The sequence below is a fragment of the Pandoraea sp. genome (assembly GCF_004297875.1).
In the GTDB taxonomy this organism is placed as follows: Bacteria; Pseudomonadota; Gammaproteobacteria; order Burkholderiales; family Burkholderiaceae; genus Pandoraea.
Window position 1 is genome coordinate 79,654 of sequence record NZ_SCSK01000010.1, and the last position, 22,366, is coordinate 102,019.

At 64.0% G+C, this 22,366-nt stretch carries 20 protein-coding genes; 6 read left to right on the plus strand and 14 right to left on the minus strand.

All coding sequences use genetic code 11. The annotated features are described in order from the left end of the window. On the plus strand, positions 1-1,041 hold the full coding sequence (gene holA / locus EPN80_RS05010) for a DNA polymerase III subunit delta (RefSeq protein WP_293024450.1): 1,041 nt from the start codon (positions 1-3) through the stop codon (positions 1,039-1,041). A 30-nt stretch (positions 1,042-1,071) separates the two neighbouring features. Then, on the plus strand, positions 1,072-2,343 hold the full coding sequence (locus EPN80_RS05015) for a glutamate-5-semialdehyde dehydrogenase (RefSeq protein ID WP_293024517.1): 1,272 nt from the start codon (positions 1,072-1,074) through the stop codon (positions 2,341-2,343). A 99-nt stretch (positions 2,344-2,442) separates the two neighbouring features. Here EPN80_RS05015 and purH read toward each other — a convergent pair whose 3' ends face one another. The 7 genes from purH to EPN80_RS05050 all read right to left on the minus strand — a co-directional run bounded on the left by purH (position 2,443) and on the right by EPN80_RS05050 (position 9,871). Next, positions 2,443-4,008, minus strand: coding sequence for a bifunctional phosphoribosylaminoimidazolecarboxamide formyltransferase/IMP cyclohydrolase (gene purH / locus EPN80_RS05020; RefSeq protein WP_293024452.1), 1,566 nt, complete (start codon positions 4,006-4,008; stop codon positions 2,443-2,445). 30 nt (positions 4,009-4,038) lie between these two features. Further along, positions 4,039-4,272, minus strand: a complete 234-nt coding sequence (locus EPN80_RS05025; RefSeq protein WP_047214979.1) for a Fis family transcriptional regulator — start codon at positions 4,270-4,272, stop codon at positions 4,039-4,041. After that, positions 4,269-5,306 carry a tRNA dihydrouridine synthase DusB gene (dusB, locus tag EPN80_RS05030; protein WP_293024519.1) on the minus strand — a complete coding sequence of 346 codons (1,038 nt, stop codon included), beginning with the start codon at positions 5,304-5,306 and terminating at the stop codon, positions 4,269-4,271. The genes EPN80_RS05025 and dusB overlap by 4 nt, the downstream gene beginning before the upstream one ends. Positions 5,307-5,477: 171 nt before the next feature. Beyond that, positions 5,478-6,683, minus strand: a complete 1,206-nt coding sequence (locus EPN80_RS05035) for a UbiH/UbiF/VisC/COQ6 family ubiquinone biosynthesis hydroxylase (RefSeq protein WP_293024455.1) — start codon at positions 6,681-6,683, stop codon at positions 5,478-5,480. Then, complete coding sequence (locus EPN80_RS05040) at positions 6,680-8,023, minus strand: aminopeptidase P N-terminal domain-containing protein (RefSeq protein WP_293024457.1); 1,344 nt, start codon at positions 8,021-8,023, stop codon at positions 6,680-6,682. The genes EPN80_RS05035 and EPN80_RS05040 overlap by 4 nt, the downstream gene beginning before the upstream one ends. A gap of 45 nt (positions 8,024-8,068) precedes the next feature. Then, a complete protein-coding gene (gene murU, locus EPN80_RS05045; protein ID WP_293024458.1) occupies positions 8,069-8,803 on the minus strand; it encodes an N-acetylmuramate alpha-1-phosphate uridylyltransferase MurU in 735 nt (244 codons plus the stop codon). A gap of 3 nt (positions 8,804-8,806) precedes the next feature. Continuing rightward, a complete protein-coding gene (locus EPN80_RS05050; RefSeq protein WP_293024459.1) occupies positions 8,807-9,871 on the minus strand; it encodes a phosphotransferase in 1,065 nt (354 codons plus the stop codon). A 215-nt stretch (positions 9,872-10,086) separates the two neighbouring features. Between EPN80_RS05050 and EPN80_RS05055 the strand changes: the two genes are divergently transcribed. Genes EPN80_RS05055 through rsmA form a run of 4 tightly spaced genes read left to right on the plus strand, consistent with a single transcriptional unit; the run spans position 10,087 to position 15,602 of the window. Further along, positions 10,087-12,348 carry an LPS-assembly protein LptD gene (locus tag EPN80_RS05055; RefSeq protein WP_293024461.1) on the plus strand — a complete coding sequence of 754 codons (2,262 nt, stop codon included), beginning with the start codon at positions 10,087-10,089 and terminating at the stop codon, positions 12,346-12,348. Positions 12,349-12,355: 7 nt separating this feature from the next. Then, positions 12,356-13,729, plus strand: a complete 1,374-nt coding sequence (locus EPN80_RS05060) for a peptidylprolyl isomerase (RefSeq protein ID WP_293024463.1) — start codon at positions 12,356-12,358, stop codon at positions 13,727-13,729. A gap of 12 nt (positions 13,730-13,741) precedes the next feature. Beyond that, positions 13,742-14,758, plus strand: coding sequence for a 4-hydroxythreonine-4-phosphate dehydrogenase PdxA (gene pdxA / locus EPN80_RS05065; protein ID WP_293024465.1), 1,017 nt, complete (start codon positions 13,742-13,744; stop codon positions 14,756-14,758). Between the two features lie 13 nt (positions 14,759-14,771). After that, positions 14,772-15,602, plus strand: coding sequence for a 16S rRNA (adenine(1518)-N(6)/adenine(1519)-N(6))-dimethyltransferase RsmA (gene rsmA, locus EPN80_RS05070; protein WP_293024467.1), 831 nt, complete (start codon positions 14,772-14,774; stop codon positions 15,600-15,602). On the opposite strand, the gene EPN80_RS05075 is transcribed toward rsmA, so the two are convergent. The 7 genes from EPN80_RS05075 to glyQ form a co-directional block, all read right to left on the minus strand. Beyond that, positions 15,586-16,437, minus strand: coding sequence for a DMT family transporter (locus EPN80_RS05075; protein WP_293024521.1), 852 nt, complete (start codon positions 16,435-16,437; stop codon positions 15,586-15,588). The genes rsmA and EPN80_RS05075 overlap by 17 nt on opposite strands. A 32-nt stretch (positions 16,438-16,469) precedes the next feature. Next, positions 16,470-16,868, minus strand: coding sequence for a lactoylglutathione lyase (gene gloA, locus EPN80_RS05080; protein WP_293024469.1), 399 nt, complete (start codon positions 16,866-16,868; stop codon positions 16,470-16,472). Positions 16,869-16,972: 104 nt separating this feature from the next. Further along, positions 16,973-17,749 (minus strand): SprT family zinc-dependent metalloprotease, encoded by a 777-nt coding sequence (locus tag EPN80_RS05085; protein ID WP_293024471.1) that lies wholly within the window; start codon positions 17,747-17,749, stop codon positions 16,973-16,975. Positions 17,750-17,885: 136 nt separating this feature from the next. Continuing rightward, positions 17,886-18,614 (minus strand): 1-acyl-sn-glycerol-3-phosphate acyltransferase, encoded by a 729-nt coding sequence (locus tag EPN80_RS05090; protein WP_293024473.1) that lies wholly within the window; start codon positions 18,612-18,614, stop codon positions 17,886-17,888. A 13-nt stretch (positions 18,615-18,627) separates the two neighbouring features. Next, positions 18,628-19,212 (minus strand): D-glycero-beta-D-manno-heptose 1,7-bisphosphate 7-phosphatase, encoded by a 585-nt coding sequence (gene gmhB, locus EPN80_RS05095; protein ID WP_293024475.1) that lies wholly within the window; start codon positions 19,210-19,212, stop codon positions 18,628-18,630. Between the two features lie 31 nt (positions 19,213-19,243). Next, positions 19,244-21,370 carry a glycine--tRNA ligase subunit beta gene (gene glyS / locus EPN80_RS05100; RefSeq protein ID WP_293024477.1) on the minus strand — a complete coding sequence of 709 codons (2,127 nt, stop codon included), beginning with the start codon at positions 21,368-21,370 and terminating at the stop codon, positions 19,244-19,246. Then, a complete protein-coding gene (gene glyQ / locus EPN80_RS05105) occupies positions 21,367-22,350 on the minus strand; it encodes a glycine--tRNA ligase subunit alpha (RefSeq protein ID WP_293024479.1) in 984 nt (327 codons plus the stop codon). The genes glyS and glyQ overlap by 4 nt, the downstream gene beginning before the upstream one ends. Positions 22,351-22,366 lie beyond the last annotated feature (16 nt).

Below are 22,366 nucleotides of genomic sequence, written 5' to 3' on the forward strand. Positions count from 1 at the left end.
ATGCAACTGCGCGCGGACTCCCTCGAGGCCCAACTCGGTAAATCGCTGTTGCCGCTTTACACCGTCTATGGCGACGAGGCGCTGCTGGTACAGGAGGCTGTCGATCGCATTCGCGCGGCGGCGCGCGCTGCCGGCTATGCCGAGCGCGAAGTGCTGACCTGCGAGCGCGGCTTCGATTGGGGGGTGTTGGGCGCTGCCGGGCAGTCCATGTCTTTGTTCGGGGAGCGCAAAGTGCTGGAAATGCGCATCCCGACCGGCAAGCCCGGCAAGGATGGCGCCGAGGCGCTATCCCGGCATGCGGCGCTGCGCTCCGACGAGCTGCTGACCATCGTGACGCTCCCCAGGCTCGATGCTGCAACCCAGAAATCCGCGTGGTTCGGTGCCCTGGAACAGCATGGGGCGGCGGTTCGCGTCGACGCGGTCGAGCGGCATCGCTTGCCCGATTGGATCGGACAGCGGTTGAGCCTGCAGGGACAGCGAGTCGAGAACGGCGAGAGCGGCAAGCGCGCGCTGCAGTTCATGGCCGACCGTGTCGAGGGTAACCTGCTGGCGGCGCATCAGGAGATTCTCAAGCTCGGCCTGCTCTATCCGGCAGGGGTTCTGAGTTTCGAACAGATCCAGGATGTCGTGCTCAACGTCGCCCGTTACGACGTATTCAAGCTCAACGAGGCTTTGCTCGCTGGCGACGTGCCACGACTGGTGCGCATGCTCGACGGTTTGCGCGGGGAGGGCGAGGCTGCGCCACTGGTGCTGTGGGCGCTGACCGAGGAGATTCGCACGCTGGCCAAAATGCGCCGCGGCTTGGCTGCCGGCAAGCCGATGGCCGCGCTGCTGCGCGAGCATCGCGTGTGGGGGCCGCGCGAGCGCCTCATGGAGCAGGCGCTCAAGCGCGTGAGCGAGGCCGAACTCGAGGCGGCGCTGATGTTGGCCGCGCGGCTCGATCGCCAAGTCAAGGGGCTGCGTGTCGCGGGCCTGCCGGGCGACCCATGGGACGGCTTGCTGCAACTGGCCATGAAGATATCGCCGGCGCGCAAGCACTGACAGATGCGAGGATTTGCCGCAGGAGGCATGATGGATATCCAACACTATATGCAGGACATCGGGCGCCGCGCGCGCGGGGCATCGCGCGAAATGGCGAGGGCCTCGACCGCGACCAAAAACGCCGCGCTGCTGGCGGTCGCCGCCGGCATCGCCCGCGACAAGGCGGCGCTGCAGGCGGCCAACGCCCGGGATGTGGCGCGCGCCCAGGCCAATGGCCAGGACCCGGCGTTTATCGATCGCCTGACGTTATCCGACAAGGCCATCGCCACCATGATCGAAGGCCTGCGCCAGATCGCTGCGCTGGCCGATCCGATCGGAGAGATCTCCAACCTGAAATTTCGTCCCACCGGCATCCAGGTCGGACAAATGCGTGTGCCGCTGGGCGTGATCGGCATCATTTATGAGTCGCGCCCGAACGTGACGATCGATGCGGCTGCACTATGCCTGAAGTCGGGCAATGCCACCATTTTGCGGGGCGGATCGGAGGCCATCGAAAGCAATACCGCGCTGGCCGCATTGATACAGCAAGGGCTCGCCGAGGCCGGCCTGCCGGCTGACGCCGTGCAGGTGGTCGGCACCACCGACCGCGCCGCGGTCGGTGCGCTGGTGACCATGACCGAATACGTCGACGTCATCGTGCCGCGCGGCGGCAAGAGCCTGATTGCCCGCCTGATCGACGAGGCGCGCGTGCCGATGATCAAGCACCTGGATGGCATCTGCCATGTGTATGTCGACGATCTGGCCGACCTGGCCAAGGCGCGGGTGATTTGCGATAACGCCAAAACACACCGGTACGGCACCTGCAATACGATGGAAACCCTGCTGGTGGCGGCCAGCGTGGCACCGCGCTTCCTGCCGGAAATGGCGCGCGCTTTCCAGGCCAAGCAGGTCGAATTGCGCTGCTGCGCCGCCTCGCGGGCGGTCCTCGAGGCAGCCGGCATCGGCGCGCTGGTCAGCGCAACCGACGAGGACTGGGAAACGGAGTATCTGGCGCCGGTCCTGGCGCTCAAGATCGTCGCCGGACTCGACGAAGCGATAGAACACATCAACACGCACGGCTCGGCCCACACAGATGCCATCGTCACCGAGAATTACCCGGCTGCGATGCGATTCTTGCGCGAAGTCGATTCGGCCAGTGTGATGGTCAATGCCAGCACGCGTTTTGCGGACGGCTTCGAATATGGGCTGGGCGCGGAAATTGGCATCTCGAACGACAAACTGCATGCGCGCGGTCCGGTCGGACTGGAAGGCTTGACCAGTCTGAAATACATCGTGCTGGGCAGCGGGCAGGTTCGCGAATAGGCAAAGCCGGCTCCGGCTCATCTGCCGATGCACGAGCGAGATGCCGAAACGCAAAAGGCCGCACATCGTGCGGCCTTTTGCATGATTGCACCCCCGCGTTCAGTGACGGAAGTGCCGTGTGCCGGTGACGATCATCGCGACATTGCGCTCGTCGGCCGCAGCGATGACGATGTCATCGCGCATCGAGCCGCCGGGCTGGATCACGCACGTCGCGCCCGCGTCGACCACGACGTCCAGGCCATCACGGAACGGGAAGAACGCATCGGATGCGACCGCCGACCCGGCCAGCGACAGTCCGGCATTCTGCGCCTTGATGCTGGCGATGCGGGCTGAATCCACGCGGCTCATCTGACCGGCGCCGACCCCCAGCGTCATACCATTGCCGCAGAACACGATCGCGTTCGACTTGACGAATTTGGCCACGCGCCAGGCAAACAGCAGATCCTCCATTTCCTTGGGCGTCGGATGGCGCTTGGTGACCACACGCAATTCATGGGGCTGCACATTCTTGGCGTCGGGCGATTGCACCAGCAAGCCGCCGCCGACGCGTTTGAAATCAAACGAATTGGCGCCGCTGCCGAGCGGGACTTCCAGCAAACGCACATTCTGCTTGGCGGCGAATACCTGCCGCGCCGCCTCGCTGAAGGCCGGCGCGAGCACCACTTCGACGAACTGCTGAGTGACGGCCTGGGCCGTCGCTTCGTCGACTTCGCCATTGAAGGCAATGATGCCGCCAAAGGCCGAGGTGGGATCGGTCTGCAGCGCCTTGCCGTAGGCCTCGGTTGCGTTGGCACCGACCGCCACGCCGCACGGATTCGCATGCTTGACGATCACGCAGGCGGGCAGATCGAAGGTCTTGACGCATTCCCAGGCGGCGTCCGAGTCGGCAATGTTGTTGTACGACAGTTCCTTGCCCTGCAATTGCCGGTAGTTCGCCAGCGCGCCGGCCGGTGCCGCCAAGTCGCGATAGAAGGCCGCGCTTTGGTGCGGATTCTCGCCGTAACGCAGATCCTGCACCTTGCTGTAATGCAGGTTGAGGGTGGCCGGGTAGGTTTGGCGCTGGGTGTGCTGCAGATCTTCGCCCAGGCTCGTGAGGTAATTCGTAATCGCCCCGTCGTATTGCGCAGTGTGGGCGAATACCTTGGTCGCCAGGCGGAAATTGGTGGCGTAGCTGACGGTATTGCCGGCCGCGCGCATCTCGTCGAGCACGGCGGCGTAATCGGCCGGATCGACCAGCACGGTGACGTCGCGGTGGTTCTTGGCGGCCGAGCGCAGCATGGTGGGGCCGCCGATATCGATGTTCTCGATCGCTTCCTCGAGCGAGCATTCCTGTTTCGCGATGGTCTGCTGGAACGGGTACAGATTGACCACCAGCAGATCGATGGTCGGAATGCCGTGCTGCGCCAGCGCCGCCATGTGCTCGGGCAGGTCGCGGCGCGCAAGAATGCCACCGTGCACCTTCGGATGCAGGGTCTTGACGCGGCCGTCGAGCATTTCCGGGAAGCCGGTGTAGTCCGCCACCTCGGTGACTGCGAGGCCAGCCTCGGACAGCAGTTTGGCGGTGCCGCCGGTGGACAGGATCGACACGCCGAGCGCGGCAAGCGACTTGGCAAATTCGACAATGCCGGATTTATCGGAAACGGAAATGAGGGCTTGCTTGATCATGGCGGGAATGGAGGAGACGGGATAACGGGATTACAACAAGCCGTGCTGTTGCAGCTTCTTGCGCAGCGTGTTGCGATTGATGCCCAGGTACTCGGCTGCCAGCGACTGGTTGCCGTCGGCTTTGTGCAGCACGAATTCCAGCAGCGGCTTCTCGACCACCGAGACCACCATCTCATACACCCCGTGCGGATGTGCGCCGTCGAGATCGCGGAAATACGAATCCAGACTGTCGCGCACACATTGTTCGATATTGTGTTTGCTCATGCGGCTAAAAGCTCCCTCGGAGATTCTTGTTCGTAACAGAGATGCTCCGAGTACATCTTCTGTTGTTCGAAAAATTCGTTGACGGCGGCGAGCTGCTCCTGGCTCGAGTCGAGCGTGTTCATGTGATGCCGGAACAGATTCGCGCCCGGCAGCCCGCGCGTGTACCAGGCGATGTGCTTGCGTGCGGTGCGCACGCCGGTGAATTCGCCATAAAACGCGTAATGATCGAGCAGGTGCTCGTTCATGATCTGCTGGATTTCATCGACGCGCGGCGCCGGACCGGTCTCGCCGGTTTCCAGGTAATGAGCTATTTCGCGGAAAAGCCAGGGACGACCCTGCGCGGCCCGGCCGATCATGATCGCGTCGGCGCCGGTGACGCTCAGCACGTGCCTGGCCTTGGCGGGCGAGTCGACATCGCCATTGGCGACCACCGGGATGCGCACGGCGGCCTTGACCGCGGCGATCGTCTCATATTCGGCCTCGCCGTGGTACAGATCGGCGCGCGTGCGGCCATGCACGGTGAGCATGCTGATGCCGCTGGCTTCGGCGATATGCGCAATGTTGAGCGCATTCCTGTGCGCGCGGTCCCAGCCGGTACGGATTTTCAGCGTCACCGGCACGGCGTTCGGCCCACAACCGACCGCGCCGACCACCGCTTCGAGAATGCGCGTGACCAGTTCCTCGTTTTGCAGCAGCGCCGAGCCCGCATACACGTTGCAGACCTTCTTGGCCGGGCACCCCATGTTGATGTCGATGATCTGTGCGCCGCGATCGACGTTGTAGCGCGCGGCCTCGGCCAGCATCGACGGGTCGGCGCCGGCGATCTGCACGGCGATCGGCGCCACCTCGCCTTCATGGTTGGCGCGCCGCTGGGTCTTTTCGCTTTTCCACAATTGCGCGTTCGACGCGACCATCTCGGACACGGCATAACCCGCCCCCAGGCGCTTGCACAACTGACGAAAAGGGCGATCCGTCACCCCCGCCATGGGGGCGACGAACAAGTTGTTGCGGAGTTCGTGGGAGCCGATGCGCACGTTGCGAAGAAAGCCGGGAAAAAGTTTGTATTTTACTGCGAAAAACACCCCCCGTCCGGCAAATTGGCGGGATATGTACGGTTTTACCTGGCACGAAAAATGACGGCGGACCCTGACCGAGCTCGACCCGGCCGCTTGCGATACCCGCCGCGCTCGGTCCGGTATGGGCGGCTAGCGACGCTGGCCGAACATCATCTGGCGCGCAAAGGCGGTCTTGAGCGGCGGGACAAGTTCCAGCCCCGCCAGCGCCAGGCCGCGCAAGGTCGCCAGTGGAGTGGCATCGTTCGAAAACAGCCGGGGCAGCAGATCGGTCAGGCCAATCGTCAGTTGCCGGTCGATGGCGCGCTGCCGCGCGAAGCGCGACAATGCCGCCGGACTCACGTCGGGTGGCGAGGTGCGGCAAATCGCCTCGGTCAGCGCAAAGGCGTCGCGCAAGCCGAGGTTCAGTCCTTGTCCGGCCACCGGGTGCAGCGTTTGCGCCGCGTTACCGATCGCGGCAATGCGGCCGTCGACCAGGTGTGGCAGGGCGTTCAATCCGAGCGGAAAAACCGCCCGTCCGCTGACGCTGGTAAAGCGGCCCATGCGCGTGCCGAAGGCGTCGTTCAGGGCCGTCAGGAAGGCGTCGTCGGGCAACTGCAGGCGCTGCTCGGCCAGCGCCGGCGGGCAGCACCAGACTAGCGAGTAGCCGTTTTCAAGCGGCAGCAACGCGAGCGGTCCCTCGGCGGTAAAGCGCTCCCAGGCCCAGGATGGCAGCGGCCGATCACAGGTGACGAAGGCCACCAGCGCACTTTGCCGGTAGTCCCGTGTGCGCGGCTTTTGCTGCTGGGTCGAGAAAAGCCCGCCCTCGGCATTGATCGCCAGGGCGGCGCGCAAGGTAGTCGTCCCGGCATCTTGCTCGAGCGTGAGCGTGACGGCGTCGTTGTCCTGCCGATGCGCCGTGGCGCGCGTTTGCCGCAGGTGCGAGAAGGTCTCGGTCGGTAATACGTCAAGCCGCGCGTCCAGCGCGCGCATGACGGTGCCGTAGCGCACCACGTATCCCAATGCCGGCACGCCGTGCTCGCGATGGTCGATCACGACGCGGCCGAAGTGACGACGCTGCGATACATGAATGTGCTGTATTGGTGTCGTTTCCCGCGGGCCGGACGGCCATGCGCCCAGCCGCTCGAGCGACAGGCGGCTACCGTGCGAGAGGGCCAGTGCCCGCGGATCGGCATCGTACTGCAGCAGCGGCGGCCGGCGCGCATCGATCAGCGCAATGCGCAGCGCGGGCGCGCGCTGCGCCAGCATCAGCGCCAGCGCGGCGCCGACCGGGCCTGCGCCGACGATCGCCAGATCGAACGTGCCGGGTTGCGCGTGAGTCGTGCCTGGCTGTGTCATTGCCGCATCAATGCCTCGATGTCGTCCGCCTTGACGGGCACGTCGCGGGTGAGCAGTTCGCAGCCCGATGGGGTGACCACCGCATCGTCTTCGATGCGAATGCCGATGTGCCAGTAGCGCTCCGGCACGTCGGGCCCGGGCCGCACGTAGATGCCCGGTTCGACCGTCAGTGCCATGTTGGCCCTGAGGATTCGCGAGGGCCGCTCGCTGCCGGCCTGACCGGCGCTTGCAGGCTCCCGGTAGTCGCCGCAGTCGTGCACGTCCATGCCGATCCAATGGCCGGTGCGGTGCATGTAAAAGCGCGTGTAGGCCTTGCTGGCGATCGCGTCGTCGAGCGTGCCGTGCTTGTCGCGAGGCAGCAGTCCGGTGTCGAGCATGCCCTGGGTCAGCACGCGCACCGCGGCGTCGTGCGGATCGTTGAAGCTGACTCCCGCGCGCGTGGCGTCGATGGCGGCCTGCTGGGCGGCCAGCACCAGATCGTAGAGTTCGCGCTGCGGCGCGCTGAAACGGCCGTTGACGGGGAAGGTCCGGGTAATGTCGGACGCATAGCCGTCGAGTTCGCAGGCCGCGTCGATCAGGCACAGATCGCCGTCGCGGCATTCGGTATCGCCCGCGCGGTAGTGCAACACGCACGCGTTTGCGCCGGTCGCGACAATCGATGTGTAGGCGGGGGACTGTGAACCGTGCCGACGGAATTCGTACAGCAGCTCGGCCTCAAGCTGATATTCGCGCATGCCTGGTCGGCAGGCTTGCATCGCGCGCACGTGAGCCTGCGCGGAAATTTGTCCGGCACGGCGCATGATGGCCAGTTCGTCGGCATCCTTGACCAGCCGCATTTCGTCGAGCGCGGCGCACAGGTCGTGCGCGGCGGACGGGGCGCTGACCCCGGCACGGGCCTGGGCGCGCACGGCGGCAAGCCAATGGCGCACCTGTCGGTCGAAGCGGGCAGAAACACCGAGCGGATAAAAGAGTGCCGGCGCATCCGCGAGCATGGCGGCGATGCGCTCGTCGAGCGTATCGATGGCATGGGCGGTGTCGAAGCCGAAGGTCTCGCGCGCGGCGTCGGGCCCGTAGCGGAAGCCGTCCCAAATTTCCCGCTCTTCGTTTTTGGGCCGGCAGAACAGCGTCGCGGTGCGATTGCGGCTATCGAGCACCAGCACCGACTCGGGTTCGCCAAAACCGCTCAGGTAGTAAAAATAGCTGTCGTGCCGGTAGGGGAAGTCGCTGTCGCGATTGCGGGTGACCTCCGGGGCTGTCGGGAGGATGGCGATTCCGCCGCCCAGGCGCGTCATGTAGTCGAAAATCTGTTCGCGGCGTTGCCGGTATCGAAGGGCGTCCATGAGAGGTCCGTTGGATTGGCGTGCGTAAAGGGGATGCGCTGCTGCTCAGGGCAATTCTAGCGCTGGTGGCGATGCGTTGCCGGCCGCGCTCAGGCGCCGGTCGAGCGCGGCCAGTTGCGCGGGCGTACCGATATTGTCCCAGGCGCCATGCCAGCATTCGCCGCTGGCCGTGCCGGCGGCAATGCTGGCACGGTAGAACGGCGTCATCGCCTGGCGTGCGCCCGGCGCCATTGCGTCGAACAGGCGCAAGTCATACAGCCCGATGTTGCCGAAGGTCAGTCGCTGCGACGCCAGGGCGGGGTCGAGCGACAGGCGCCCGTCGCACAGCGCAAAGTCACCGTCGGGATGAAACGGCGGGTTGGGCACCATCACCAGGTGCATGCCGGGTTCGGCGCACCTGCCGAGGCGCTCGGCGTGCCGGCGCAGGCCCGCATAATCATAATCGGTGTGGATGTCGCCGCTGACGGCAAGAAATATATTGCCATCGCCAGTCAGCAGATCGCGCGCATGGGCGATGCCGCCGGCTGTCTCGAGTGCCTCGCCCTCCGGCGAATAGTCGATTTGGACGCCAAAGCGCCGACCGTCGCCCAGCACATCCTCGATCTGCTGGCCGAGCCATGCGTGATTGATCACGATACGAACGAACCCGGCAGCGGCCAATTGCTCGATCTGCCAGACAATCAGCGGTTTGCCACCTGCGCACAGCAACGGCTTGGGCGTGGTGTCGGTGAGCGGGCGCATGCGATCGCCCCGCCCGGCTGCGAAAATCATCGCTTTCATCGGTCAGAACGTATAGCCAACCGCCGCACTCTTGCCGTCCAGCGCATCGAGCAGTCGCGCGAGCGGATGCAGTGGTTTGTAGCGCGCGGCCACCTTGTGGGCATACTGCATGAAGCGCGGCGTGTCGGCCAGATAACGGGGCTTGCCGTCGCGGTATTGGATGCGCGCGAAAATGCCCAGCACCTTGAGATGACGCTGCAGGCCCATCCATTCGCATTCCTGGTAGAACTCGCCGAAATCCTGCCGCACCGGCAAACCTGCGCGTTTGGCGTTTTCCCAATAGTAAATCAGCCAATCGAGTTGCAGTTCCTCGTCCCAGCTGATGAAGGCGTCGCGCAGCAGCGAGACGACATCGTAGGTCAGCGGGCCGTATACGGCATCCTGGAAGTCGAGGATGCCTGGGTTCGGTTCACTCACCATCAGGTTGCGCGGCATGTAGTCCCGGTGCACATAGACCTGCGGCTGCGCCAGTGCGCTGTCGATCAGCAAAGCGCCAGTTTTGGCCAGTACTTCCTGTTGCGATGGCGACAAAGCCATATCCAGATGGCGCTCGATGTACCAGGTCGGAAACAGATCCAGTTCGCGCTGCAGCAGCGCGTTATCGTATGGCGGCAGCTGACCCGGCCGGCTGGCAAGCTGCCAGGCGATCAGCGCGTCGAAGGCCGCACGATACAACCGCGTGGCATTATCCTGGTCGAGCACGTCCAGGTAGGTGGCCCGCCCCAGATCGCTCAGGAGCAGGAAGCCTTGCGCCAGGTCTTGCGCCAGTATCCTGGGGGCGTTCAGGCCGGCCTCGTGCAACAGCCCGCTCACGTGTACGAACGGCCGGCAATCCTCCTGGGGCGGCGGCGCATCCATGACGATCAGGGTCGGATGTGCGGGTGAGGCGCTGCAGACCCGGAAGTAACGACGAAAACTCGCGTCGGCGGAGGCTGGCGCGATGGTGGCGAGGTCAAGCGCGAAAGACGCCTCGACCCCGGCCAGCCAGTGCTCGAGAGCGGCCTGCCGTGCTTCGGCGTGGGCTTTCGCGAGCGGATCGGGGGTTGCGGTTGCAGGAAGTGCGGTCATGATGTGGGGGTGAAAACGTCTTGCCATATAATACCCGATGATGTTTTCCAAACGCCCTACTTCTCGAACCCGACCGACCGCTTCGCCCGTTACGGCCCTGACCGTATCGGACGCGAATTTGGCCGCCTGCAGGTGGCGCCCTGGTTGTCTCGCCATTTGCATTCATGCCGCCTAGATCCATTTATTCGCCCTTGGGGCTCAGGCTGAAACCGCTCGTGCTGCTCCTGTCCTTGCCGGGGTGGTGGGCCGGACATGCCATTGGGCAGGAAATCTCGCCCCCTGTGCTGGCCGGTGCCGGTGGCCTGCAATTGCAGAGCGTGCCCGCGTTGCAGGACTTCTCCCTCGGGCCGAACCAGGGCGTGGCGATTTTCACCAGGAGCGACAGCGCCCAAGGACAGGTCGATCGCGACGTCACGCTCAAAGGCGCCGCCGAGATGCGGCACTATCGCTCGGTGGTCAAGGCCGACCATATCCATTACGACGAAGACAGCGACGTCGTCAGCGCAACCGGCAGCGTGCGGCTGACCGACAACGGCAGCCGCTTTATCGGGCCGCAGGCGAGCCTGCACCTGGAAGCCGGCGACGGTTTCATGCTCACGCCCTCGTACCATATCGGCGCGACCAATGGCGGCGGCAAGGCCAAGCGCATCGACATCGCCGATCAGACTCAGATCAAGGTGACCGACGGCACCTATTCCGGCTGCAGTTGCCAGAAGGATCCCGCCTGGTATTTCCGCGCCAAGGAGATGGATTTCGATACCGATCGAGGCGTGGGCACGGCATACAACGGCGTGCTGTTCTTTCAACACGTCCCGATTCTCGCCAGCCCATACCTGACGTTCCCGCTCACCAGCGCGCGTCGTTCCGGTTTGCTGCCACCGACTTTCGGGCAGAGCTCGACCAGCGGGTTCGAGTTCATGCAGCCGTACTATTTCAATATCGCGCCCAACCGCGATCTGACCTTTGCGCCGCGCATCCTGACCAAGCGCGGCATCCAATGGAACACCGAATTCCGCTATCTCGAGCCGACCTACTCGGGCAAATTGCATGTCGAGTACCTGAATAACGACCATCTGACCGGCACCAACCGGTATCTGTATTCGTTGCAGCACAATCAGACCTTGCCGTTCGGCGTGCAGGCCTTCGTCAATTACACCAAGGTCTCCGATTCGACCTACCCGCAGGATTTTGGCGCCAATAACTTCCAGTATGGCGTGACCAGCCAATACACGCAGCAGGCCGGCCTGGCCTGGGGTATCGGCGACTGGACGTTCATGACGCAGGTGCTGGATTATCAGACGCTCGCGCCGAACGCGCCGCCGTATGACATGAAGCCGGAACTGCAGGCGACATACAACAAGTACGATTGGCATGGATTCGACATCAACGTCGTCAACGACTACACGAATTTCCGCATGCCGACGCCGTCCACTTTGCAACCGGACGGGCAGCGGATCTACTCGAAGGCGACGGTCAGTTACCCGTTCCTGACGCCGGGTTACTACGCGATCCCGAAGGTCATCTTCAACGCGACGTCGTATCAGATCAGCAATCTGGCGACCGGCGTGCCGGACAACATCAACCGCACGGTGCCGACGTTGAGTTTCGACACCGGACTCGACTTCGAACGTAATCTGCACTGGTTTGGCCTGAACCTGATCCAGACGCTCGAGCCGAGGCTGTTCTACGTATATACGCCATACCGCAACCAGGACGCGATTCCGCTGTTCGATACGTCCGCGGCCAATTTCAATATGGCGGAGATCTTCAGCGAGAACTCCTTTGTCGGCAACGACCGGATCGCCGATGCCAACCGCATCACGGTGGGCGTGACGTCGCGGTTCATCAATGCCGATACCGGCGCCGAGTTGGCCCGCTTCGTGATTGCGCAGCGCTATAACTTCAGGCCGTCGCGGGTGACGCTGCTGCCCGGCGGCGAGCCCGACGACTCGACGATGTCCGATGTGGTGGTCGGCGCGTCGACGCAGTTGCCCTATAACTGGCAATTCACCTCCGACCTGCAGTACAGCCCGAACAGCCGCCAGGTCAACCAGACCGACGTCGGCCTGACCTGGCGTCCGGGCGGGCGCCGCGTGTTCAATGCGTACTACCACTATCTGCCGGTCTCGCCGCTGCTCAACAACACCGAGGTCGATCAGATTCAACTCTCGGCGCAGTGGCCGCTCACGCGCCGGATCGGCCTGGCCGGCAGCGTCACTTATGCACCCAACACGCATAACGTCGTCGATGCACTGGCAGGTTTCGAGTATGATGCCGATTGCTGGGCGTTCCGGATCGCTTTCCAGCGCTACACCACGAGTCTCAATACATCGAATACCGGGGTTTTCGCTCAACTCGAACTCAAAGGCCTGTCCAAGACCGGTACCAGTGTGACACGGGCTTTCCAGCAGGCAATACCAGGCTATACGCCTCAGACACCGACACCGATTCCTTCCCGATTCACCAACTATGAATGACGTCATCATGAAGCGTATTCGTGCACAGTGGGCCCCGGCCTCGCTGCTCTCGTGCTTGTGCCTCGGCCTGTGGCTGGTTACCGGCGGCGCGTTTGCACAAGCGGTCGGCGCAGGGTCCGCAGACCAGCCGTCGGCCTCGAAACCGGTCGATTCGATCGTCGCAGTGGTCAACGATGCCGTGATTACACGCAATCAACTCGATGCGCGCGTCAAGGAAACCAAGCGGCAGCTCACGCTGCAAGGGCGCCCGGTTCCGGATGACGAGACGTTGCAGCAGCAGGTGCTTGATCAGATGATCCTGATCGACGTGCAACTGCAGCGCGCCAAGGACGACGGCATCACGGTCAGTGACGCCGATCTCTCTCAGGCGATTCAGCGGGTGGCTGCCGACAACAAGATGTCAGTCGACCAGTACCGGCAGCGGCTGGCGTCGATGGGCGTGTCCTGGCCCGTGTTCCGCAATGAAGTGCGCGAGCAGATGCTGATTGCGCGGGTGCGCGAAGCGGAAGTCGACAGCAAGGTGGAAGTGTCGCAATCCGAAATCGATGCCTATCTGGCGGGCCAGAACAATGGCCAGGCCAATGACAAGCCGACTGAATATCACGTCGCGCAAATCGTGATCGGTGTGCCGGCCAACGCCACTGCCGAACAAATGAGCCAGGCCAAGCGCAAGGCCGAGGATCTGCTCGCGCAGGTCAAGAGCGGCGCGGACTTCGCCACGTTGGCGGAAAAGTATTCTGACGGCGAAGCCGCCGCCAAGGGCGGTGACCTGGGATATCGCATCGCGGAACGCCTGCCCGACCTGCTGCTCGATGCGGTCAAGAACCTGAAAGGCGGCGAAGTCGTGCCGCAAGTGCTGCAGGGCAAGGACGGCTTTCATGTCGTCAAACTGCTCGACGTTCGTCAGGGTGGCGCACCCACCGGTATGCTCGTGCCGCAGATTCATGCACGCCACATCCTGATCAAGATCGGCAATGGCGTGACGGCAGAACAGGCACGTGAGCAACTGCTCGAGATCAAGCACAAGATCGAGGCCGGCGACGGAACCTTTGCTGAATATGCGAAGAAATATTCCGCGGACGGATCGGCATCGCAGGGCGGCGATCTCGGCTGGCTGTCTCCCGGCGAGACCGTGCCGGCGTTCGAGCGTGCCCTCAGTACCCTCAAGGACGGGCAGATCAGCGATCCGGTCCGCACGCAGTTCGGCTACCACCTGATCCAGGTGCTGGGTCACCGGGAAGAGCGTGTCACGGGAGACCAGGAGCGCAATCTGGCGCTGCAGGAGATCCGCGCGCGCAAAGCCGAGGCGGCTTATCGCAACTGGCTGCTGCAATTGCGTGACAGCGCCTACGTCGATAACCGGCTGCATCAGCCGAACTGACCGCGTAAACCCATGCTGACCGATAGCGCCGCCCGACCGCTCCAACTGGCCGTGACCTCCGGCGAACCGGCCGGGGTGGGGCCGGAGCTGACGGTTCAGGCGCTCGCGCAACTCGACGCGCAGAACGAGTTGACCGATGTCCGTTGCCACGTGTTGGGCGATGCCGGGTTACTGGCGCAGCGGGCCGGCGCGGTCGGCCTGCAGGCCGAGTGGGCCGGCATGCTGGCCGGCGGCCGCGTCGTCATGGCACATCACGCGCTGGCCGTACCGGCCAGGCCCGGGCAGCTCGATGCCCGCAATGGTCCATATGTGCTGGCACTGCTCGACGACGCGATCGACGGCGCGCTGCACGGACGCTACGACGCACTGATCACCGCACCGCTGCAGAAAAGCACCATTAACGACGCCGGCGTGCCGTTCACCGGTCATACGGAATACCTGGCGCAGCGCACCGGTGTTGCCAAAGTGGTGATGATGCTGGCCGGCGGCGGCCTGCGCGTTGCGCTGGCGACCACGCACCTGCCGCTCGCCCGCGTGCCGGCGGCGCTCGAGCGCGGTGATCTGCTGGCCACGCTGCGCATCATCGACGCGGATTTGGCGCGCTATTTCGGCAAGCGTCGCCCGCGCATCCTGGTTACGGGGCTGAATCCGCATGCCGGCGAGCACGGCTATCTCGGGCGCGAGGAAATCGACGTCATTGCGCCAGCCTTGGCCGATGCCCGTGCCGAAGGCATCGAAGCGATGGGGCCGTATCCGGCCGACACGCTGTTTCAGCCGCGCTATTTGGCCGATGCCGACTGTGTGCTGGCCATGTATCACGACCAGGGCCTACCGGTTCTGAAGTACGCCAGCTTCGGGCGCGGCGTCAATATCACGCTCGGCTTGCCGATCATTCGCACGTCGGTCGATCACGGCACGGCACTCGATCTGGCCGGCTCTGGCCGTGCCGATTGCGGCAGCCTCATCGAGGCGCTGCGCACGGCGGCTCATATGGCGCGAACCGTGCGTCGGATCGAACCCGCCGCCTGAGGAATTTCGCAGTATGGTCAAACCCCCGCAACGGCCGGCGGCCCATCAGGGTCATATCGCGCGCAAGCGCTTCGGACAGAACTTTCTCGTCGATCTGGGCATCATCGACGCCATCGTTGCGGCCATTGCGCCGCAACGCCAGGATCTGATGGTCGAGATCGGTCCCGGGCTCGGCGCGTTGACCGCGCCGTTGCTCGAGCACCTGGACCATCTGCACGCGGTCGAACTCGACCGCGATCTGCTGGCACGTCTGGAAAAGCGCTTTGGCGCCCGGCTCACGCTGCACGCGGGTGACGCACTGGCGTTCGACTTCAACCAGCTGGCGCCGGCCGGCGGATTGCGCATCGTCGGCAACCTGCCGTACAACATCTCCAGCCCGCTGCTCTTTCATTTGATGCAGTTTGCCGACCGCGTGCGCGACCAGCACTTCATGCTGCAGGATGAAGTCGTCGATCGCATGGTGGCCGAGCCAGGCACCAAGGACTATGGGCGCCTGTCCGTCATGCTGCAGTTTCGCTACTGGATGGACAAGGTGCTGGACGTGCCTCCGACGTCGTTCAACCCGCCCCCCAAGGTCAATTCTGCTGTGGTAAGGATGATTCCGCTGCCACAGAAGGATTTGCCCTCGATCGATCCGGCCGTGCTCGGGAGTGTGGTGGCCAGCGCGTTCTCGCAACGGCGCAAGATGCTGCGCAACACGCTGGCCGACTATCTCGAGCGCGTCGATTTCGCGGCGCTTGCTTTCGATCTGACGCGTCGCGCCGAGGATGTGCCGGTAGCCGAATATGTCACGCTGGCCCAGGCGGTCGCCGCGAGCATGCCGCCGGCTAGCGCCGCAGGTTGACCAGCGCGATACCCGTCAGCACCATCGCGGCGGCGCTCAAAAAGCGCGGGCCGATCTGATCGCCCAGCAATAGCACGCCGAAGGTCACGCCGAACAGCGGCGTCAGGAATGAGAAGACCGACAGACGTGAGGCCATGTAGCGGGTCAGGAGCCAAAACCACGCCAGGTAGCTGACAAACGCGACCACCACGGCCTGGTAGAGCAGGCTTGCGGCCACCAACGACGGCATTGCATGAATCTGCCAGTGGCCGCCGATGCCGGCGAGCGCCAGCAAGGCGATCGATGAAACCGCCAATTGGTAAAGCAAGGTTCTGCTGGGGCTGGCGTCTGCCAGCGAGGAGGCGCGCACGAGCACGGTGGTTGCGGCCCAAAGGATGCCCGCCAGAATGCCGAGGCTATCGCCTAACCAGGTGCTATGGCCGGTATGCGATACGCTCAAGCCGTCGGCGAAGGCCAGCAGCATGCCGCTGAACGCCAAACCTATCCCCACCCATTGCGATTTGCGCAGTCGCTCGCCGGACACGAACCAGTGCAGGCCGAGCGCGGTAAAGCACGGCGCCGTATATAGGAACACGGCCATGCGTGAGGCCGTGGTATGGGTCAAGCCGATGAAGACGCAAGCGAACTCGCCAGCAAACAGAAGACCGGCGAGCAACCCCGCGCCTTGGGTGCCATCGCGCTGCCATACCGGTTGACCGCGCGAGGCCATCCAAACCATCACCAGCACGGTGGCGATGGTCGAACGAATACCCGCTTGCAGAACAGCGGGCACGGTCGGCACGGCGACCTTGATGGCGACTTGCTGCAGACCCCAGATCGCACAAAGCACGATCATCAGGCCGACGGCCAGTGCGTCGGGCGGGCGCCTCACAACGTCACGGCGGGCGACGTTCTCTGTATCAATTCAATCTTGTAGCCGTCGGGATCTTCGACGAATGCGATAACGGTGGTGCCGCCTTTGACCGGGCCGGCTTCACGCGTCACCTTGCCGCCGGCCGCCTTGATGCGATCGCACGCCGCATAGGCATCGTCGACGGAAACCGCGATATGACCGAAAGCGGTACCGAGCTCATAGGTCGAGACGCCCCAGTTGTAGGTCAGCTCCAACTCGGCCGCTCCTTCACCGCCATAGCCGACGAAAGCCAGCGTGTATTTGTATTCCGGATTCTCGCTTTGACGCAGTAACCGCATACCCAATATCTTTGTGTAGAAGTCGATCGAGCGTTGCAGGTCACCCACGCGCAGCATGGTATGAAGAATATTCATTGAATTAAGTTAATTCTTAATTAAAGGGAAAGCGTCATTGTAATGGCCCGCCCCGTGTTTTGCAGCGCTCGCCAGGCGCGACACGGCAATCGGGTGCGGCGCGCTCAGAACTCGGGCACGAGCTCCGGCGCGTGCTCCTTGAGGCTGGCACGTGCGATTTCGAAATCCGGAAAGACCGAGGCCACGGTTTGCCAGAAGCGCGGGCTATGATTCATTTCCTTGAGATGGGCCAGTTCGTGCGCGACGACGTAGTCGATCACGCTCAACGGAAAGTGGATCAGCCGCCAGTTGAGTCGAATCCGGCCATCGGCGCTGCAACTGCCCCAGCGTGTGGCGGCCGACGACAGCGCCAGCGCCGTGTAACGCGTACCCAGGCGCGACGCGTAGAGTTCGAGGCGCTCGATAAAAAGTTGCCGCGCCTGCTGCTGGAGCCATCCCTGGACGCGATCGCGCATTTGCTGGGCCTGCGCCTGGGGCGGCAGGTCCAGCCAAAGCGTGCCGCTTGCCGCGTCATGAACCGGGCCACCGGGGCGGTCCGGGCGGCCAAGCCGCAGCACCAGCGGTTGGCCCAGGTAAGGCAGGCTGGCGCCGTCGACCCACGTCACGCGTGGCACACGGCGGCGCACGGCCCGTTCCTGCCACTCGGCCAGCTTGGCGAAAATCCAGCGCTGTTTTTCGGCGATGGCGGCCTCGACATCTGCGATGGTCACCCAGCGTGGCGCCGTCACGGTGAGCCCGGATTCGTCGACGATAAAACCGATGGTCCGGCGGGACGATCGTTTGAAGTGGTAATTCAATACGTGTCCTTCGAGCGCCAGGACACGCTGATGCCGGCTCGGCGTGCTTGGGCCGGCCGCCGGCGGCCGGCTTTGAGAGGGCATCGGCGTGGCGTCGCGTGTGCTTTCATCAGCGCCGAAAAGGGGCAGTTCCAGTTGCGACTGGGGCCCGGCTTGCCGCGACGAGCGTCGCGACGGGGCAGGGCGCACAGCAGGGGCGGGCCGCATGGTGTTCAACCGATCAGGAACGGTAGGCTTGCGGATCGATACGCTCCATTTCGGCCTCGATCCAGGCTTCCACTTTGCCGCCGACCTGTTCCGGCGTCAAGCCAGCCGTTTCGATCAACGGTCCGATCGACACCGTGATGAGACTCGGGTATTTGAGGAACGATTGACGCGGCCAGGCACGGCCCGCGTTATGAGCGATCGGGATGACCGGTACCTGTGTCGAGGTCGCCAGCCGCGCGCCGCCAGACTTGTATTTGCGCCGGCTTCCGGTCGGCGTGCGCGTACCTTCCGGGAAAATAATGATCCACGAACCTTCGGCCAGACGCGCCTGCCCCTGCGTGACGACCGAGTTGAACGCGTTGATGCCGTCCTTGCGGTTGATATGGATCATGCTGAGCAGGCCCAGGGCCCAGCCAAAGAAGGGGACGTAGAGCAACTCCCGCTTGAAGACATAGCACAGCGGGCGCGGCATGATCGCCGGCAAGGCGATGGTTTCCCACGCGGACTGGTGTTTGGACAGCACGATCGCCGGTTTGTCGGGGAGATTTTCCTTACCAATGACCGTATACCGAATGCCGCACAACACGTCGGCGGCTTTGAGCATGGTGCGGCACCAGCCGACCGCGAACCAATAGCGGTTTTGCGGCCGCATGAAAGGAAAGGCGAGCATGCACGCCACGGCGTAGGGAATGGTCCAAAAAATCTGGAACAGAAAAAACAGCAGGGAGCGAAAAAAGAGCATGCGGGCGTCCCTATCAGTCCTGCCCGGCGGCAAGAAAATCCAGGGCGAAAGCGTGCAGGCTGTCATGCACCTGGGTATTCGGCGGCAGGTTGCCATGAGCCAGCGTTTTACGGCCCTTGCCGGTGAGGACCAAATGCGGGTCGCAGCCCAGCGGCACACCGGCCTGCAGGTCGCGCAGCGAGTCCCCGACGATCGGCACGCCGCTCAAGCCGAGCTCGTAGCGCCGTGCGATCTCCTCGAGCAGGCCCGACTTTGGCTTGCGGCACTCGCAGCGATCTTCAGCGGTGTGCGGACAGAAGAAGACCGCGTCGATGCGCGCGCCGGCGGCGGCCGCGGCGCGATACATCTTGCTGTGTATGGCGTTGAGCGCGACCATGTCGAACAGCCCGCGGCCGATGCCGGATTGATTGCTGGCCACCACGACGCGGTAGCCGGCCTGATTGAGCCGGGCGATCGCCTCGAGTGCCCCCGGAATGGCGATCCATTCGTCGGGGGATTTGATGAACTGATCCGAGTCGGCGTTGATGACGCCGTCCCGATCGAGAATGACCAGCTTGCGGGAGTGCGGCGGCAGCGTCTTTTCCTTGCGGGCTTCCATGGCGTTATCGATTCCGGGGATGGGCAGCGCGCTACGCGGCGAGTTTGGAAATATCGGCCACGCAGTTCATCTGCGCATGCAGTTGCGCCAGCAGTGCCAACCGGTTGTTGCGCAGCGCGCTGTCGTCAGCCATCACCATCACGTCATTGAAGAAGGCGTCGACGGCGGTGCGCAGTTGCGCCAATGCGGCCAGCGCCTCTCCGTAGGCGCGCTCGCTCAGACGCTCGCCGACCACCGGTGCGATCCGGGCGACGTCCGCGGCCAGCGCTCGCTCGGCGTCCTCGTTGAGCAACGCCGGGTCCACGATCGCCGCCATGCCGCCGCTCTCGCGCTCTTCGCCGGCTTTCCGGAGGATATTGCCGATCCGCTTGTTGGCGGCCGCCAGGGCCTCGGCCTCTGGCAGCGCGGAGAAAGCGCGCACGGCTTCCAGGCGCATCAGTACGTCGTCCATGCGAGCGGGGTTCTGACTGAGTACCGCTTCGATCTCATTGGCAGAATACCCTTTGTCCTTGAGGTATCCACGCAGCCGGTCGAGCAAAAACTGATAGACGTCGGCGAGATAATCGGGCGCCTTGACGCCGCCGGTGAACTGCGCGTAAGCGGCGTCCAGCAGCGCGGGCAGCGATAGCGGCAGCGGCTTTTCGATCAGGATGCGCAACACGCCCAGCGCGTGGCGGCGCAACGCGAACGGGTCCTTTTCGCCGGTCGGATGCAGGCCGATGCCCCAGATGCCGACCAGCGTCTCGAGCTTATCGGCCAGCGCCACTACGGTACCGGTCAGCGAGGCCGGCAGGTTGTCGCCGGCAAAGCGCGGCTGGTAGTGCTCCGAGCAGGCCAGCGCGACATCTTCAGGTTCACCGTCATGGCGGGCATAGTAGGTGCCCATGGTGCCCTGCAGTTCCGGGAATTCGCCAACCATGTCGGTGAGCAGGTCGGCTTTGCACAAGTGCGCGGCGCGCTCGCACCGAGACGGGTCCGCGCCCAGCTCGGCGGCGATCGCGCCGGCCAGTTTCTCGAGCCGCCGGGTGCGTTCGAGCTGCGTGCCGAGCTTGTTGTGATAGACCACCTGGGCCAATTGCGGCACCCGCTGGGCCAGCGTCTTTTTCTGGTCCTGCGCGAAGAAGAACCTGGCGTCGGCCAGGCGCGGGCGCACCACGCGCTCGTTGCCCTCGACGATTTGCTGCGGCGTGGCGGTCGCGACGTTCGAGACGATCAGAAAACGGTTGCGCAGGCGCCCTCCCTGCTCGAGCGGGCGATCGGTCACGGCAAAGTATTTCTGGTTGGTCTGCATGGTCAGGATCAGGCACTCCTGCGGCACCTCCAGGAATGCCGCCTCGAAGTGACACTCATAGACCACAGGCCACTCCACCAGCGCGCACACCTCGTCGAGCAGGCCTTCGGGCATGACCACGTGATCGCCGCCCGCCTTGGCCAGCAGTTCGCGGCGAATCGTCTCCTTGCGTTCGGCGTAGCTGGCGATTACCTTGCCCTGTTCGGCGAGGAGGCCGGCATAGTTCTGTGCCGTGTCCAGCGAGATCGGGCCGTGTGACAGAAAGCGGTGTCCCAGGGTGGTGTTGCCGGCGGCGAGCCCGAGTGCCTGCACCGGCACGACGTGGCTGCCGTGCAGGGCCACCAGCGCATGCACCGGGCGCACGAATTGCACGGATTTGCCATCCGGGCGCTGGTAATTCATGACCTTCGGGATCGGCAACTTGCCGAGCGTTTCATCCAGCGCGGCTTGCAGCGCCTCGGCCAGCGCCAGGCCAGGGGCCGTATAGGTGTAAAAGAAAGCTTCGGCCTTGCCGTCGCTGGCGCGCTCGAGGGCGTCGAGCGGCAGATCGGCAAAGCCCATGGCGGCCAGCTTTTTTGCCAGCGGCGGCGCCGGATTGCCGTCCTTGTCGAGTGCCACCGACACCGGCAGCACCTTGGCGCGGATCGCCGTATCGGGGGCCTTGCCCAGCACGGCATCGAAACTCACGGCAAGTCGCCGCGGTGTCGCGAATGGTGTTGCGAGCGCCTCGGGCGGCAACAGGCCGCGCTCTTTCAGGCCGCGCTCGATGCCTTGCGCGAAGGCGTCACCCAGGCGGGCCAGCGCCTTGGGCGGCAGTTCCTCGGTCAATAATTCAACCAGCAGCGGGAGGGGGGTGTTATGACTCATGCGACTGCAGCTCCGGAGCGCACCGTCATGGCCGCCGTGTAGATGTCACCGTATTCTTTCGCGAGCGTGTCGGCGTCGGCGCCGTCCCACGACCACATCGGGAAGCCGAGTTTGGCGCGCGAGTCGAAATAAGCTTGCGCCACCAGGCGCGACAGGGCGCGGATGCGGCCGATATAGGCCGCGCGCTCGGTGACCGAAATGGCGCCGCGCGCGTCGAGCAGGTTGAAGGCGTGTGCCGCCTTGAGAATCATTTCATAGGCGGGCAAGGCCAGTTGCGCTTCGATGAGCCGCCTGGCCTCGGATTCGTAGTTGTCGAAGAAGCCGAATTGCAGTTCGGCATTCGAAAATTCGAAGTTGTAGGTCGATTGCTCGACCTCGTTCTGATGAAATACGTCGCCATAGGTCAGGCGGCGCTGCTGGCCGTTCTCTTCCCATTGCGTCCAGACCAGGTCGTAGACGTTCTCGACTTTCTGCAGATACATGGCCAGCCGTTCGAGGCCGTAGGTGATCTCGCCCAGCACGGGCTTGCAGTCGATGCCGCCGACTTGCTGGAAATAGGTGAATTGCGTGACTTCCATGCCGTTGAGCCACACTTCCCAGCCAAGACCCCAGGCGCCCAGCGTCGGGTTCTCCCAGTCGTCTTCGACGAAGCGCACGTCGTTTTGCGTCAGGTCGAGCCCGAGCGCCCGCAGCGAACCCAGGTAAAGATCGAGGATGTTTTCCGGCGCCGGCTTGAGCACGACCTGATACTGGTAGTAATGCTGCAGCCGATTGGGGTTTTCGCCGTACCGGCCGTCCTTGGGGCGGCGCGACGGCTGTACGTAGGCCGCACGCCAGGGTTCCGGGCCGATGGCTCGCAGGAACGTTGCAGTATGGGAGGTGCCGGCCCCGACTTCCATGTCATAGGGTTGCAGCAGCGCGCAGCCCTGTTTGTCCCAGTAATCCTGGAGGGTCAGGATGACCTGTTGAAAGGTGAGCATGATGAGTTCGCGCGGC